We start from the raw sequence: 13836 nt of genomic DNA, 5'->3' as shown, positions 1-13836 counted from the left end.
TTCTGATGAAAACAGCACTGCTGCTGATTGATTTGCAAAACGACTTTTGCCCCGGCGGCGCTTTAGGCGTGGCAGAAGGTGATGCCACCATTGCCGTCGCCAATCAGGCTATCGCAGCCAGCCTGGCCCGTAACGAAACGGTGGTCGCCAGCCAGGACTGGCACCCGATGGATCATCGCAGCTTCGCCATTAACTCCAACGCACAGATTGGCACGCTTGGGGAACTTGAAGGGCTGCCCCAGATTTGGTGGCCAGTGCACTGCGTTCAGGGCAGCCCTGGCGCAGAGCTTCACCCTCAGCTTGATAAGCAGCACATCGCAGCGATATTCCGTAAGGGTGAGAACCCGGATATCGATAGCTATAGTGCTTTTTTTGATAACGGGCTCCGGGCGCAAACGGCACTCGATGGCTGGCTGAAGGAGCGCGGCATCACTCATCTCGCCGTGATGGGGCTAGCCACCGATTATTGTGTCAAGTTCAGCGTGTTAGATGCCTTGCGTTTGGGTTATCAGACTCAGGTCATTACCGATGGCTGCCGAGGTGTCAATTTGCGTCCCGACGACAGCGAACAGGCGTTAGCCGAAATGCAGTCGGCTGGCGCACAATTAGTTACACTGTCACAATTTACTCAGCGTTAACGGTTTTTGGGGCTGCTTGACCTTAGCGCCCCATATCTCCGCCAAACATTTTATTTTCGACGCTGCTCACATTCTCACCATTCTTCTACGCGCTCACCTTGTCCCCTCGCATCTCTTTTGTTGTTATGGCCGCTGATGCATTGGCATCAATAAGTTATACGCATCCGGGGCCTACCGAGCCCGGCTTTATTGATACCGCCCCAGGCGGTTCAGGTCGGCCTTGCTGACCAAAGGAGACAACATGGCTTTAACCCGTAAACTGCTGCCCTTGCTGGTAGCGGTACAACTCGGTATTGCTGGCGCGGGCATCGCGCACGCCGCACCTTATCTTTCTGTTGGCTACTTTAACGGTGGTGGCGACGTGACCGCCGGGCCGGGCGGTGATATCAACCAGCTGGATGTCAGCCAGATCACCCACCTCAACTACTCTTTTGGCCTGATTTATAACGCTGAAAAAGAGGAAACCAACCCGGCACTGAAAGATCCCTCCCACCTGCACCAAATCTATCTCTCCCCAAAAGTCGAAGCAGACTTAAAGCGCTTACCCGTATTGCGCCAACAAAACCCGGCGTTGAAGGTTTTGCTGTCCGTTGGTGGCTGGGGAGCCCGTGGGTTCTCCGGCGCGGCAGCCACACCGGAAAGCCGGGCGGTGTTTATCCGTTCGGTGCAGGAGGTGATTGCCAAGTATCAGCTAGATGGTATCGATCTGGATTGGGAATACCCGGTTAACGGTGCCTGGGGATTGGTGGAAAGCCAACCGGCCGACCGAGCCAATTTCACCGCCCTACTGAGCGAACTGCATCAGGCGCTGGGGCAAGAAAAACTGCTGACCATCGCCGTAGGGGCCAACGTCAAAAGTCCGCAGGAATGGGTCGACGTTAAGACTATCGCGCCCTATCTGGACTACATCAATCTGATGACCTACGACATGGCGTACGGTACCCAGTATTTCAACTCCAATCTCTATGACTCCAAGGAGTGGCCAACCGTGGCCGCCGCCGACAAGTACAGCGCCGACTTTGTGGTTAACAACTATCTGGCCGCCGGGCTGAAGCCTGCTCAACTCAATCTGGGGATCGGTTTCTATGGCCGAGTACCTAAACGCGCCACCGAGCCAGGTATTGATTGGGATGTGGCAGATGCGGCCAAGCATCCCGTCACCCAGCCCTATTTCACCACACGTGAAAAAGACGTCTTCAAGTCGCTGGGCGTGGATTTGGATAAAGACAGCTACATCAAGTACAACGATATCGTGAACAAGATGCTGAAAGACCCACAACGGCGCTTCACCGCGCATTGGGATAACGAGGCCAAGGTGCCCTATCTGATGATGAAGTCAGCCGCAGGCAAGCCGCTGTTCGCGATAAGCTATGAAAACCCACGCTCGGTAGCCATCAAGGCCGAGTACATCAAGAGCAAAGGATTGGGAGGGGCGATGTTCTGGGAGTATGGCGCGGACGATAACAACCGCTTGGCCCATCAACTGGCGGAAAGCTTAGGCTTGAGCCCGCAGAAGCAATAAAACCTTGAGGGCGATGACAGCATCGCCCTATCAGCAACAGGTTACTGCGGCTTCAGCTTGGCCAACGGCTCGGCCATAAACTGCTGCTTCAGCTCCTGTTTGCTTTTCATCACGATTTGCCCGTCGGTGCCAATGCTCATGTGCTGTGGGTCCGCATTGTTCATCGACTGCCACAGCATCACCGCCTGCAGGCTGTGTTCTTTCTGCTCTGGCGTCAATGCCACACCATCCGGCCACTTGCCCAATTCCACAGCCAGCACCAGCCGCTGGTAGATTTCCGGCGTCATGGCCGCAATCAGATCTTTTACTTCCATCAGAGCATGTCCTCACCCAGTGATGAATAATTAGCTGAATCGATTTTGTTGGTTTAGTTACAGCTTAACCTGCCGTTTGCTCGCCATTCTCGTCGTCGGTGAAATTCAGTGACGCGGAGTTGACACAGTAACGTTCGCCAGTCGGCTGCGGACCATCGGGAAACACGTGTCCCAAATGCGCGTCGCAGTTACCACAGCGGATCTCAACTCGATGCATATTATGTGAATTATCATCAAGATAACGAATCGCATCGTCCGAGACCGGCTGATAGAAGCTGGGCCAGCCGCAGCCAGAATCAAACTTGCTAGCGGAGAAGAACAGTGGCGCGTTACAGCACAGGCAATGGTAAACGCCCTCACGCTGGTTATGCAGTAATTTACCGCTATAGGGGGCTTCGGTGCCACGCTCTTGCGTCACATAACGTTGGATTTCATTCAGTTCCGTGAGCGGTGTCTTAGGGGTTGTCTCTTTAGCCATTTGTGCTATTCCCGCAATGTGGATAATGTCAACGAAAACAATGAGTAATAATAACAAAAAATTAACAACGCTGCAGGCCTTTTTAGCCTAAACTGTACGGCATAAAGGTTACGCTGCCGCCATATGTGACTTCGATCACATATCTTGCACGTGCTGACTTTATACTTGGCGGTTTGCCCCCATATCGATGGGAGGACAAACGTGAATGGAATGTGCGATTTGTGTGCAAAACCGGCCTTCTGGTTTGACTTGCAGCAAGAATTGACACGATTCCGCTTGACGCTCGGTAAGGTTTTTGTAATTTTACAACCAACCTTTTATTCACTAACAAATAGCTGGTGGAATATATGACTATCAAAGTAGGTATCAACGGTTTTGGCCGTATCGGTCGCATTGTTTTCCGTGCTGCTCAGGAACGTTCTGACATCGAAATCGTTGCAATCAACGACCTGTTAGACGCAGAGTACATGGCTTACATGCTGAAGTATGACTCTACTCATGGCCGTTTCGACGGTACTGTAGAAGTTAAAGACGGCCACCTGGTTGTTAACGGCAAAACCATCCGTTGTACCTCAGAAAGAGATCCGGCTAACCTGAAGTGGAACGAAGTCAACGTTGACGTCGTTGCTGAAGCAACTGGCCTGTTCCTGACTGACGAAACTGCACGTAAACACATCGCTGCAGGTGCTAAGAAAGTTGTTCTGACTGGCCCATCTAAAGATGACACCCCAATGTTCGTTATGGGCGTGAACCACAAGTCTTACGCTGGCCAAGAAATCGTTTCCAACGCTTCTTGTACCACCAACTGCCTGGCACCACTGGCTAAAGTAATCAACGACAAGTTCGGCATCGTTGAAGCTCTGATGACCACTGTGCATGCCACCACCGCAACTCAGAAAACCGTTGATGGCCCGTCTCACAAAGACTGGCGCGGCGGCCGCGGCGCATCCCAGAACATCATCCCTTCTTCTACCGGTGCTGCTAAAGCAGTAGGTAAAGTTATCCCAGAACTGAACGGCAAACTGACCGGTATGGCGTTCCGCGTTCCTACTCCGAACGTGTCTGTGGTTGACCTGACTGCCCGTCTGGCAAAACCAGCTTCTTACAAAGAAATCTGTGCTGCTATCAAAGCCGCTTCAGAAGGCGAGCTGAAAGGCGTGCTGGGCTACACCGAAGACGAAGTGGTTTCTACCGATTTCAACGGCGAGAAACTGACTTCTGTGTTCGATGCTAAAGCCGGTATCGCGCTGAGCGACACCTTTGTGAAACTGGTTTCTTGGTACGATAACGAAACTGGCTACTCAAACAAAGTACTGGACCTGATCGCTCACATCTCCAAGTAATGGCTTGATGCGCAGTTGATTATCAAGGGCGACACTAGTGTCGCCCTTTTTATTTGTTTTTGCGGCGAAAAGAAGGCAACAACATGAACGAAAAAATCTTCACCCTACCCGTTAGCGAACAAATCACCCCTTTTATCAGCCAACGCCAACTGGACGAACTGCCTGTGGTGGTGGTTTCTCACCCGAAAGTCCGTGCGGCCATTACTCTGCAAGGGGCCCATCTGCTGGCCTGGCAACCAAGCGGTGATAAACCGGTATTTTGGCTGAGCAGCAATACGCCATTCAAAAACGGCGTGGCGATCCGCGGCGGCGTACCGATCTGCTGGCCATGGTTTGGCCCGGCAGGTAGCCCATCCCACGGCTTTGCCCGTAATCAGCCGTGGCAGCTTACCGCGCACGATGAAGATGAAAACGGCGTGATCCTGACCTTCACGCTGCAAGACAACGAACAAACCCGCAAATTGTGGCCACATGCTTTCACCCTGATCGCCCGTTTCAAGCTGGGTGAAGAGTGCGAAATGGAGCTGGAATCACACGGTGACTACCAGGCTACCGCCGCTCTGCACAGCTATTTCCAGATCGGCGACATCGACAAGGTGAAAGTTACCGGTTTGGGCGAGCATTATATCGATAAGGTGGCGAAGGGGATCGAGGCACGTCAGGTTGGCGAACTGGAGTTTACCGGGCAAACCGATCGCGTCTACACCCAGGCCACGCCTTGCAGCCTGATCAAGGACCCGGTATTGCAACGGACCATCGAGGTCAATCATCACTATATGAGTGATGTGATCGCCTGGAACCCAGGCGTCGAGCTTTCCTGCAGCATGGGCGACATGCCAAACGACGGTTACAAAACCATGGTTTGTGTGGAAACCGGGCGCGTGAGCAAGCCGCTGATCGCTTCTGGGGAGCAACCTGCCCGCTTGGCGATGAAAATCCGCAGCATTAAAAATAGCTGATCAAACTGGGGCGAGTCATTTCGCCCCTCTTCTCGTCATTATCCACCGCACCACAGATGTGCAAAAGGAGCGTTTCCGCCCCTTTTCGATGCACTCACTGCACCAAGATAATGCACCGTACGTTTAGAAGGTGTAAGTCACACCCGTCCACAGCATGCCGGTATAAGATTTATCAACCATTGGGCTGTCTTTAACTTCGCTGTCCAGGCGTGTATAACGCCCCGTGAAGAAGGCATTCCAGTTAGCGTTGATATTATAGTTGGTGCTCAATTCGAGGTATGGCGACCAGCTATCGCTTGGCTTGTAAGTATCGAAGGTACTACGGCGGGACTCATCGCCATTGATGCCATAGTAGTATTGGTTCTGGTTTGAGCTGTTCCAGTTGACCCCGATGCCAGGAGCAAAGCTCCAGGAGTCCACCTGGAACTTATAGAGATAGGCAATATCGCCCACCAGGCCGTTACTGTTGTTCAGCGTATCGCCAGAGAAGGCCGTACGGATCGTTCCCCACTCAGCCCTATGTGTAAAGGCCACACCGGCCATCATGGTGCTACGGCGCTTGTCCAACTGCTTCATGCGGTCGTCGTCACTGTCGCCTGGCTTATAGTGCAACGGTGAGTAATAGGCGATCAGGCTCAGCTGATTTTGCTGATCTTTCCACAGGTTGTAACCGGCCAACAGCGTATGGAAATAAAAATCATCGCCATCGTAATTGATGATAGGAACGGGATAGACACGATCCTGATAACCACGATAAGGATCGGGGCTGACCAGCGCTGAAGCACCGAGTGACCAGCTTCCTGCCTGAGCACTGTGCGCACAAACCATTGCGGAAGCGATAATTGCTAGCGTTTTGAGTTTAGATATCTTCACTGGCTTTTTCCATAGATAACAAGATGTAATTAACCGCTATAGTTTATGTGAAAACCGAGGAGCCTGCCGGATCTTTACAATAGAAAACAACCAAGATCGAATAAATTAGAACCCAAAGATGAATTATTGATGGCAAAAAGATGACGTTTTTTGCCGCAACCCGCGCCAGACAAGGCATTTGCCGCCCCTCGCCATAACTGAGTCATTGAAATGACTTAAAAAAGACCCTTTCTCTTGCAGGAAATTTTCCAGTATGCAACTAAGCTTAAAATCAGAAGGTGAATTTAGGCTGAGCCCAGTGGCAATACAGCGCAACTCGCGAGAATAAGCGCACCAAGTTGGCATACGGGTTGCTGTACTCAGTCATAGCTTCACGCTTTCGGGAGCCAGAATACCAACACCAGCTCCTTTTTTAACCTGTGCTAATAACGAAAGGACGGGCATCGCCATGAACATATTTGACCACTATCGCCAGCGCTACGAAGCTGCCAAGGACGAAGAGTTCACACTGCAGGAATTTCTTTCCATCTGCCGGCAAGATCGCAGTGCCTATGCCAATGCGGCAGAACGTCTACTCATGGCTATCGGTGAACCAGTCATGGTCGATACCGCGCTTGAGTCGCGTATGTCTCGCCTGTTCTCCAACCGCGTGATCGCACGCTATCCGGCATTCGAGGAGTTCTACGGCATGGAAGAAGCTATCGAACAGATAGTTTCTTACCTGAAACACGCTGCCCAGGGCCTCGAAGAGAAGAAACAAATTCTTTATCTGTTGGGCCCGGTGGGTGGCGGTAAATCCTCGCTGGCAGAACGGCTGAAAGCCTTGATGCAGCGTGTGCCGATCTACACCCTGAGTGCCAACGGCGAGCGCAGCCCGGTCAATGACCATCCGCTGTGCCTGTTCAACCCGCAGGAAGATGCCACTATTCTGGAAAAAGAATACAACATCCCGACGCGCTATCTTGGCACCATTATGTCGCCGTGGGCCGCGAAACGCCTGCATGAGTTCGGCGGTGACATCACCAAATTCAAAGTGGTGAAGGTTCGTCCTTCAATACTTGAACAAATTGCCATCGCCAAAACCGAACCAGGCGACGAGAACAACCAGGATATTTCTGCGTTGGTCGGTAAAGTGGATATCCGTAAGTTGGAAAACCATGCGCAGAACGATCCGGATGCCTATGGCTACTCCGGCGCACTGTGCCGTGCCAACCAAGGGATCATGGAGTTCGTAGAGATGTTCAAAGCGCCGATCAAGGTGCTACATCCTCTGTTGACCGCCACCCAGGAGGGTAACTACAACGGTACCGAGGGGATCTCTGCCCTGCCGTTCAGCGGTATTATCCTGGCGCACTCTAACGAATCGGAATGGGTGACCTTCCGCAACAACAAAAATAACGAGGCCTTCCTCGACCGTGTTTACATCGTCAAGGTGCCTTACTGCCTGCGGGTGTCGGAAGAGATTAAAATCTACGACAAACTGCTGGATAACAGCGAACTGACCCACGCGCCTTGCGCCCCTGGCACGTTGGAGACGCTGGCTCGCTTTACCGTACTGTCGCGTATGAAAGAGCCAGACAACTCCAGCATCTATTCGAAGATGCGTGTCTACGATGGTGAAAGCCTGAAAGACACCGATCCGAAGGCCAAGTCGTATCAGGAATATCGTGACTATGCCGGGGTGGATGAAGGTATGAACGGCCTTTCGACCCGTTTCGCCTTCAAAATTCTGTCTCGGGTGTTCAACTTTGACCATGCCGAAGTCGCGGCTAACCCGGTACACCTATTCTATATACTGGAACAGCAGATCGAGCGTGAGCAGTTCCCGCAGGATCTGGCGGAGAAATACCTGGAGCACCTGAAAGGCTACCTGATCCCGAAATACGCCGAGTTTATCGGCAAAGAGATCCAGACCGCCTATCTGGAATCCTACTCGGAATACGGCCAGAATATTTTTGACCGCTACGTGACCTATGCAGACTTCTGGATCCAGGATCAGGAGTACCGTGATCCGGATACCGGCCAGCTGTTTGACCGTGAGTCATTGAATGCTGAACTGGAGAAAATCGAGAAGCCAGCGGGTATCAGCAACCCGAAAGATTTCCGCAACGAAATCGTCAACTTTGTCCTGCGTGCCCGTGCCAATAACAGCGGCCGGAACCCGAACTGGACCAGTTACGAGAAGCTGCGTACGGTCATCGAGAAGAAAATGTTCTCGAACACCGAAGAGCTGCTGCCAGTCATTTCCTTTAATGCTAAAACCTCAACGGATGAGCAGAAAAAACACGATGACTTCGTTGACCGGATGATGGAGAAAGGTTACACCCGCAAGCAGGTTCGTCTACTGTGCGAATGGTATCTGCGGGTGAGAAAATCTTCATAAACCGACGACCGCTGACGTCATAGATAGCCTATACTTGGGGATTTCGGGTTGTCGCCTGAAATCCCCAAGGTAGAGAAAGTTGGCAACGTTGTTTGGGGGATGTATGGCGTATTTCATTGACCGACGGCTGAATGGCAAAAACAAGAGCATGGTGAACCGCCAGCGCTTCTTGCGTCGCTATAAGTCGCAAATCAAACAGTCGATTGCCGAAGCCATCAACAAGCGTTCGGTCACCGACGTGGACAGCGGGGAATCGGTTTCGATCCCCGGTGGCGACATCAACGAGCCAATGTTCCATCAAGGGCGCGGCGGTAAACGCCATCGCGTTCATCCAGGTAACGATCACTTCGTACAAAATGACCGCGTTGAACGCCCACAAGGCGGCGGTGGAGGTGGCGGCGGCCAGGGCAATGCCAGCCAGGATGGGGATGGCCAGGATGAATTTGTCTTCCAGATCTCTAAAGATGAGTATCTCGACCTGTTGTTCGAGGATCTGGCGCTGCCTAACCTGAAGAAAAATCAGTACAAACAGCTGACCGAATACAAAACCCACCGTGCTGGCTACACCGCCAACGGCGTACCGGCCAATATCAGCGTGGTGCGTTCGCTGCAAAACTCGCTGGCGCGACGAACCGCCATGACCGCCGGTAAACGACGTGCTCTGCATGAGCTTGAAGACAGCCTTGCCCAGTTGGAAAACACCGAACCGGTGCAACTGCTGGAAGAAGAGCGCATGCGTAAGGAGATTGCCGAGTTGCGCAAGAAAATCGACAGCGTGCCGTTTATCGACACCTTCGACCTGCGCTACAAGAACTACGAGCGTCGGCCTGAACCCTCAAGCCAGGCGGTCATGTTCTGCCTGATGGACGTTTCTGGCTCAATGGATCAGGCAACCAAAGACATGGCCAAACGCTTTTATATTCTGCTGTATCTGTTCCTCAGCCGAACCTATAAGAACGTTGAGGTGGTCTATATTCGTCACCATACCCAGGCGAAAGAAGTGGATGAGCAGGAGTTCTTCTACTCACAGGAAACCGGCGGCACCATCGTTTCCAGCGCCCTGAAGCTGATGAACGAAGTGGTCGAGGAGCGTTACGATCCTGCACAGTGGAATATCTATGCCGCTCAGGCTTCGGACGGGGATAACTGGGCTGATGATTCACCACTGTGCCATGAACTGTTGTCAAAAAACATTCTGCCGATGGTGCGTTACTACAGCTATATCGAAATTACCCGCCGTGCTCACCAGACGCTGTGGCGTGAATATGAGCATCTGCAGGCGACGTTTGAAAACTTTGCCATGCAGCATATCCGCGAGCCGGATGATATCTATCCAGTGTTCAGGGAACTGTTCCACAAGCAGACCGCGTGATCTAATAGAAAACGGCCAGCAACGAGAGTTAGCTGGCCGTTTTAGCTCCCAGGGGCGCGCATCCTCACCCTTCCGCCAAGTTCTAACATGCTCAACCGCTATAAATTCAGCAGCACTGCCATTTGATCAATGCTTCGATACGTGAGGCACAGATATCAAGCTCACTCTGGCTCACCTGTAAGGCCATCACGGCATCCCCGAAAGTCTCCCCGGTAAACGGTGTCTTCTCACACTTCTGTAGCAATACCGCTGGTGGATACACGTAGATCAACTGCGGAGCTGGCGGCACCGGTTTTGGCTGTTCCGCGCAGGATATCGAGAGCATCAGCAGGCAACCGCTGATGACCGCAGTCGTTATCCTCCAGCGCTTTACGTAACGTTCTATTTTCAGCATCGGCTTTTACTCTCTTTTGCTGTTCAATCTTGAGCTGTTGTTCGGTCGCACGACGATCGGCATCCGCAGCACCTTTCAGCGCATTGATGGTTTCATCCCTGCCGATTAATGCGGAGCCCAACGCCTTGTTATCTTTTTGATACTGGCCTATGTCGGCATTCAACGCATCAATACGCTGACTCATGCCAAACAACAGGGCTGCGAAACCTAAGATCATCAGTAGCTGCCAATGGCCTTTGGAAAACTGGATTAACCCTGCCAGGCTCATGATAGAAATACCTCGCACTCGGCAGGCTGACGACTCCCCAAGTCCCCCCGTTCGTGATCCTTGGCAAATTGCCAGTAAAGAGAGCGACTGCCAGCACTTTGTATATTTGTCTGCATTTGAGATACCCCTGACGGATCCAAAACACCTGTTTGTATGAACAGTATCTCAACGAAGAAGGATTGGGGATATTCGAAGGGGTTGTACCAGCCATGCCACAACTCGCTCTCTGCCGATAGTGAGCATTAGCAATGAAAAAATCCCACCGAAGCGAGATTTTTGCATTGGATAACCCAACTTATTGCTGGTTGATGTGGCGTTTCACTCAATGGGTAGGTGTTTGCGAGGATGATGCCAAGTCACAACAGATATCTAAAATCGTGGATATCAGGGAACAGGCCGACCGTCCTAAGATGGCGGTTGCAGATAAACCAGATCTCATCCCGGTCGTTCGAGAGGATGAAATAAGCATCGGCGGTTTCCGAAGGATTGTACATCCCCAGAGCACGATACGCCGTATTCGGCGTGAAGCCGCTATCCAACGGATAAGGCTTGGGTGCATTTTCCATCTGCACCACTCTCAAGTACAACCCTTGCTCGATCCATATCATAAAGTCACCTGTAACGAACGTTGATAACTTTAGTATGGTCGTAAATAGGATTATCGTCGCCGTCAGTGAAAAATCATCGGCAAGAATATCAATCAGATCACAGTGAAGTTAACTGGCCGCTGTACAGTACCGGACCGGTAGGAAGCCCTGTAGGTGAGCCCCCCGCTGGCTCCAGGCTGATGGCAATGGTCATGCCCTGCGCCAGCGTCATCGAGTTCACTGCCAGCTCGGTCGGCTTCTCTGCGGCAACCAACCCTAAGGAACGCGGCTTTTCACCAGGCAGGATCGCCCACAGTTGCAGGCTATTGGCTACGGCTAGCGTTTGCGGGTTAAGCGGGGTCAGTCTCAGATGGCGTTTGCCACTGTCCATGCTGACAATCCATTGCCCAGTGCCCTGCTGACCTGCATTGAGCACCACTGCCGGAGCAAAATCCGGCGGCAGTGTGATAAAGCGCGGCACCAGCAACAACGCGGCCAAACCGGCTGCCAGCGCCCAACCAAGATAGTCCCAGCGTTTACGTCGCGGTACTGCCCCAATGGGCAAACCAAGCTGGATCTTTTTCCACACGCGTTCCGGTGGCAACACTGGGGTCAGCGCCAGATCCAACGGAGCCAGCAGTGTTTGCCAACGTGCCACCAAGGCAGCTAGCGTCGGTTCCCGCTGGATACGCCGTTCAAAGTACAACCGCGCGGGCCCGCGCAACGTGCCTAAGGCATATTCCGCTGCTAAAGCCGAGTCATACTCACCTTTGCTTTTCATAGGCCCACACAGTTTTTCAAATGATCCAACGCCCGGCGGATCCAGCTTTTGATCGTGCCAAGCGGTTGTTGCAGATGTGCCGAAACCTCACCATGAGACATGCCTTGGTAGTAAGCCAACACAATGCTCTGCCGTTGTTCAACGTTCAGATGGTTCAGGCACTCGGCCAGTTTTCCAGCCTCCTCACCCAGCAGCAACTGACTGACAGGTTCTTCCGTGCTCGCCCCCAGGTCATCCAGCCACTCCTCTTCCGTTTGCCCCGCCCGACCACCGGCACCGCGTAGCCAATCAATAGCCTTGTTGCGCACAATGTGCGTCAGCCAGGTCAACGGGGAGCTGAGATTGGGGTCATAGCTGGCAGCGCGATTCCATACGCTGATAAAGCTTTCGTGTAGCACCTCTTCGGCCCAGGACTGGCGACGCAGTAAACGCAGAGCAACGGCAAACAATCGGGGCGAGGTCTGCCGATAGAGTTGTTCAAACGCGTTGCGGTCGCCAAGCGCAACGGCCTGCATCAATTCGACATGCTGTTCGGGAAGTGCTTTGGTCATGTCCTGTCCTATCAAGGTGCGGGCAGCCTTTTGGCAGCCTGCACCTAGTATAGACGGGATTTATTTTGGCAACAGAACGCTATCGATAACGTTGATCACGCCATTTTTCTGATAAACATCATAGGTGCTGATGTTGGCAATATGACCTTGACCATCTTTGAGCTGAATATTGTGTGGGCCGTTATTCATAATCCACAGCGGTTGGCCATTCACCGTTTTCAGCTCGGCTGTGCCGTGCCCTTCCTTGATTTTCTTCTCCAGCTGTTTCATATCATAGCGGCCAGCAACCACATGGTAGGTCAGCACTCCGGTCAGTGCCGCCTTGTTCTCAGGTTTGAGCAAGGTGTCGACCGTTCCGGCTGGCAGTTTTGCAAAGGCTTCATTGGTCGGAGCAAACACCGTAAACGGACCGGCGCCTTGCAGAGTATCAACCAGACCAGCAGCCTTCACCGCAGCGACCAACGTGGTGTGATCTTTGGAGTTGAGGGCGTTCTCGACAATATTTTTGCTAGGGTACATGGCGGCACCGCCCACCATTACCGTATCGGACATCATGGCAGCCATTGAGACGCTACTGAACAACAGTGATGAGCACAGGGCAGTACAGAGAAGCTTTTTCATGGTCATATCCTCGAAGGGTGATGTGGGAAGATGTCCTCACATAGCCATATACGTAGTGAACGAGAATATTGGATGCAGTAATCTGAAAATATTTTTCGTGCGGGGAAAATGGATGTAAAAAACCCCGGCGTAAACGCCAGGGTTAAAAGTAGTGCCGGTCGCTTTCCCGGCTGTCATGATGCGGCGCAAGCGTCCATCGAACACTCCAGCATTGCACGGCCTAAGCACGGCCTTTTCACAACAGGAAAGCAAACTTTGGTGAAATTGGCTTTTCTGTCTACCCTCATGGCAAGGAGGATATATTCAACCCCGGCACCAGGCCGGGATTGATGTGGTAGTGTTAATATCGCTTGTCTGCTCCGGCCTAAACCATCATCGCTATTGCAAGTCTCAACCACACTACCGAGTCACATTACATTGCTGTAACGTTAACCGCTGATGGGCCTTTGGCGCCATTTTCGATGCTGAATTCAACCTGCTGGCCTTCATCAAGCGTCTTGTAATCATTACCCTGGATTGCAGAGAAGTGTACGAACACGTCTTTGCTGCCATCAGCAGGAGAAATGAAACCAAAACCTTTACCAGCGTCAAACCATTTTACTAAACCAGTCATTTTATTAGACATAGATACTTCCTTCATTGTTTTTTTAGGCCGCCATAATGGCGAATGAGGTCTGCAATTCAGTGGAAACTTATGGGGGCACTAGAAGGAAATTCGCGGAAGAAGAGGTATCTGTCGGATATCGCTAATA

15 protein-coding genes are annotated in these 13836 nt (G+C 52.2%); 6 read left to right on the top strand and 9 right to left on the bottom strand.

Going from position 1 to position 13836, the window contains the following annotated elements; all coding sequences use genetic code 11:
- Positions 1-5: 5 nt before the first annotated feature.
- Complete coding sequence (gene pncA / locus IMQ33_RS11070) at positions 6-638, top strand: bifunctional nicotinamidase/pyrazinamidase (protein WP_024528776.1); 633 nt, start codon at positions 6-8, stop codon at positions 636-638.
- A gap of 241 nt (positions 639-879) precedes the next feature.
- Positions 880-2160 carry a glycoside hydrolase family 18 protein gene (locus IMQ33_RS11065; RefSeq protein ID WP_196062444.1) on the top strand — a complete coding sequence of 427 codons (1281 nt, stop codon included), beginning with the start codon at positions 880-882 and terminating at the stop codon, positions 2158-2160.
- A gap of 41 nt (positions 2161-2201) precedes the next feature.
- Here IMQ33_RS11065 and IMQ33_RS11060 read toward each other — a convergent pair whose 3' ends face one another.
- Positions 2202-2474, bottom strand: a complete 273-nt coding sequence (locus IMQ33_RS11060) for a YeaC family protein (protein ID WP_021181206.1) — start codon at positions 2472-2474, stop codon at positions 2202-2204.
- 64 nt (positions 2475-2538) lie between these two features.
- Positions 2539-2952, bottom strand: coding sequence for a peptide-methionine (R)-S-oxide reductase MsrB (gene msrB, locus IMQ33_RS11055; protein WP_021181205.1), 414 nt, complete (start codon positions 2950-2952; stop codon positions 2539-2541).
- 347 nt (positions 2953-3299) lie between these two features.
- On the opposite strand from msrB, the gene gapA reads away from it, so the two are divergent.
- The gene (gene gapA, locus IMQ33_RS11050) at positions 3300-4295 is read left to right on the top strand and encodes a glyceraldehyde-3-phosphate dehydrogenase (protein WP_021181204.1); all 996 of its coding nucleotides are present in this window, start codon (positions 3300-3302) and stop codon (positions 4293-4295) included.
- Positions 4296-4378: 83 nt separating this feature from the next.
- Positions 4379-5254: a D-hexose-6-phosphate mutarotase gene (locus IMQ33_RS11045; RefSeq protein WP_196062445.1), complete on the top strand. Its 876-nt coding sequence runs from the start codon at positions 4379-4381 to the stop codon at positions 5252-5254.
- Between the two features lie 123 nt (positions 5255-5377).
- On the opposite strand, the gene IMQ33_RS11040 is transcribed toward IMQ33_RS11045, so the two are convergent.
- Positions 5378-6082 (bottom strand): MipA/OmpV family protein, encoded by a 705-nt coding sequence (locus IMQ33_RS11040; RefSeq protein ID WP_065685848.1) that lies wholly within the window; start codon positions 6080-6082, stop codon positions 5378-5380.
- A 493-nt stretch (positions 6083-6575) separates the two neighbouring features.
- Between IMQ33_RS11040 and yeaG the strand changes: the two genes are divergently transcribed.
- Positions 6576-8510 carry a protein kinase YeaG gene (gene yeaG, locus IMQ33_RS11035; RefSeq protein ID WP_021806619.1) on the top strand — a complete coding sequence of 645 codons (1935 nt, stop codon included), beginning with the start codon at positions 6576-6578 and terminating at the stop codon, positions 8508-8510.
- A gap of 103 nt (positions 8511-8613) precedes the next feature.
- The gene (locus IMQ33_RS11030) at positions 8614-9882 is read left to right on the top strand and encodes a YeaH/YhbH family protein (protein WP_024485395.1); all 1269 of its coding nucleotides are present in this window, start codon (positions 8614-8616) and stop codon (positions 9880-9882) included.
- 227 nt (positions 9883-10109) lie between these two features.
- Here IMQ33_RS11030 and IMQ33_RS11025 read toward each other — a convergent pair whose 3' ends face one another.
- The 6 genes from IMQ33_RS11025 to cspA all read right to left on the bottom strand — a co-directional run bounded on the left by IMQ33_RS11025 (position 10110) and on the right by cspA (position 13709).
- Positions 10110-10544, bottom strand: a complete 435-nt coding sequence (locus IMQ33_RS11025) for a DUF2570 family protein (protein WP_196062446.1) — start codon at positions 10542-10544, stop codon at positions 10110-10112.
- A gap of 356 nt (positions 10545-10900) precedes the next feature.
- Positions 10901-11152, bottom strand: a complete 252-nt coding sequence (locus IMQ33_RS11020) for a hypothetical protein (RefSeq protein WP_065685670.1) — start codon at positions 11150-11152, stop codon at positions 10901-10903.
- Between the two features lie 97 nt (positions 11153-11249).
- Complete coding sequence (locus IMQ33_RS11015; protein ID WP_196062447.1) at positions 11250-11912, bottom strand: anti-sigma factor domain-containing protein; 663 nt, start codon at positions 11910-11912, stop codon at positions 11250-11252.
- Positions 11909-12463, bottom strand: a complete 555-nt coding sequence (locus IMQ33_RS11010) for a sigma-70 family RNA polymerase sigma factor (RefSeq protein WP_024528767.1) — start codon at positions 12461-12463, stop codon at positions 11909-11911. Before IMQ33_RS11010 ends, IMQ33_RS11015 begins: the two co-directional genes overlap by 4 nt.
- Before the next feature lie 60 nt (positions 12464-12523).
- Positions 12524-13084 (bottom strand): fasciclin domain-containing protein, encoded by a 561-nt coding sequence (locus tag IMQ33_RS11005; protein WP_021181194.1) that lies wholly within the window; start codon positions 13082-13084, stop codon positions 12524-12526.
- A 412-nt stretch (positions 13085-13496) separates the two neighbouring features.
- Positions 13497-13709 (bottom strand): RNA chaperone/antiterminator CspA, encoded by a 213-nt coding sequence (cspA, locus tag IMQ33_RS11000; protein ID WP_024485401.1) that lies wholly within the window; start codon positions 13707-13709, stop codon positions 13497-13499.
- Positions 13710-13836: the final 127 nt, after the last annotated feature.

The organism is Serratia sp. Res13-Sevr-LER1-36-b (assembly GCF_015673035.1).
GTDB classification, from domain to species: domain Bacteria; phylum Pseudomonadota; class Gammaproteobacteria; order Enterobacterales; family Enterobacteriaceae; genus Chania; species Chania fonticola_C.
This window is presented reverse-complemented; position numbering and strand designations above follow the sequence as displayed.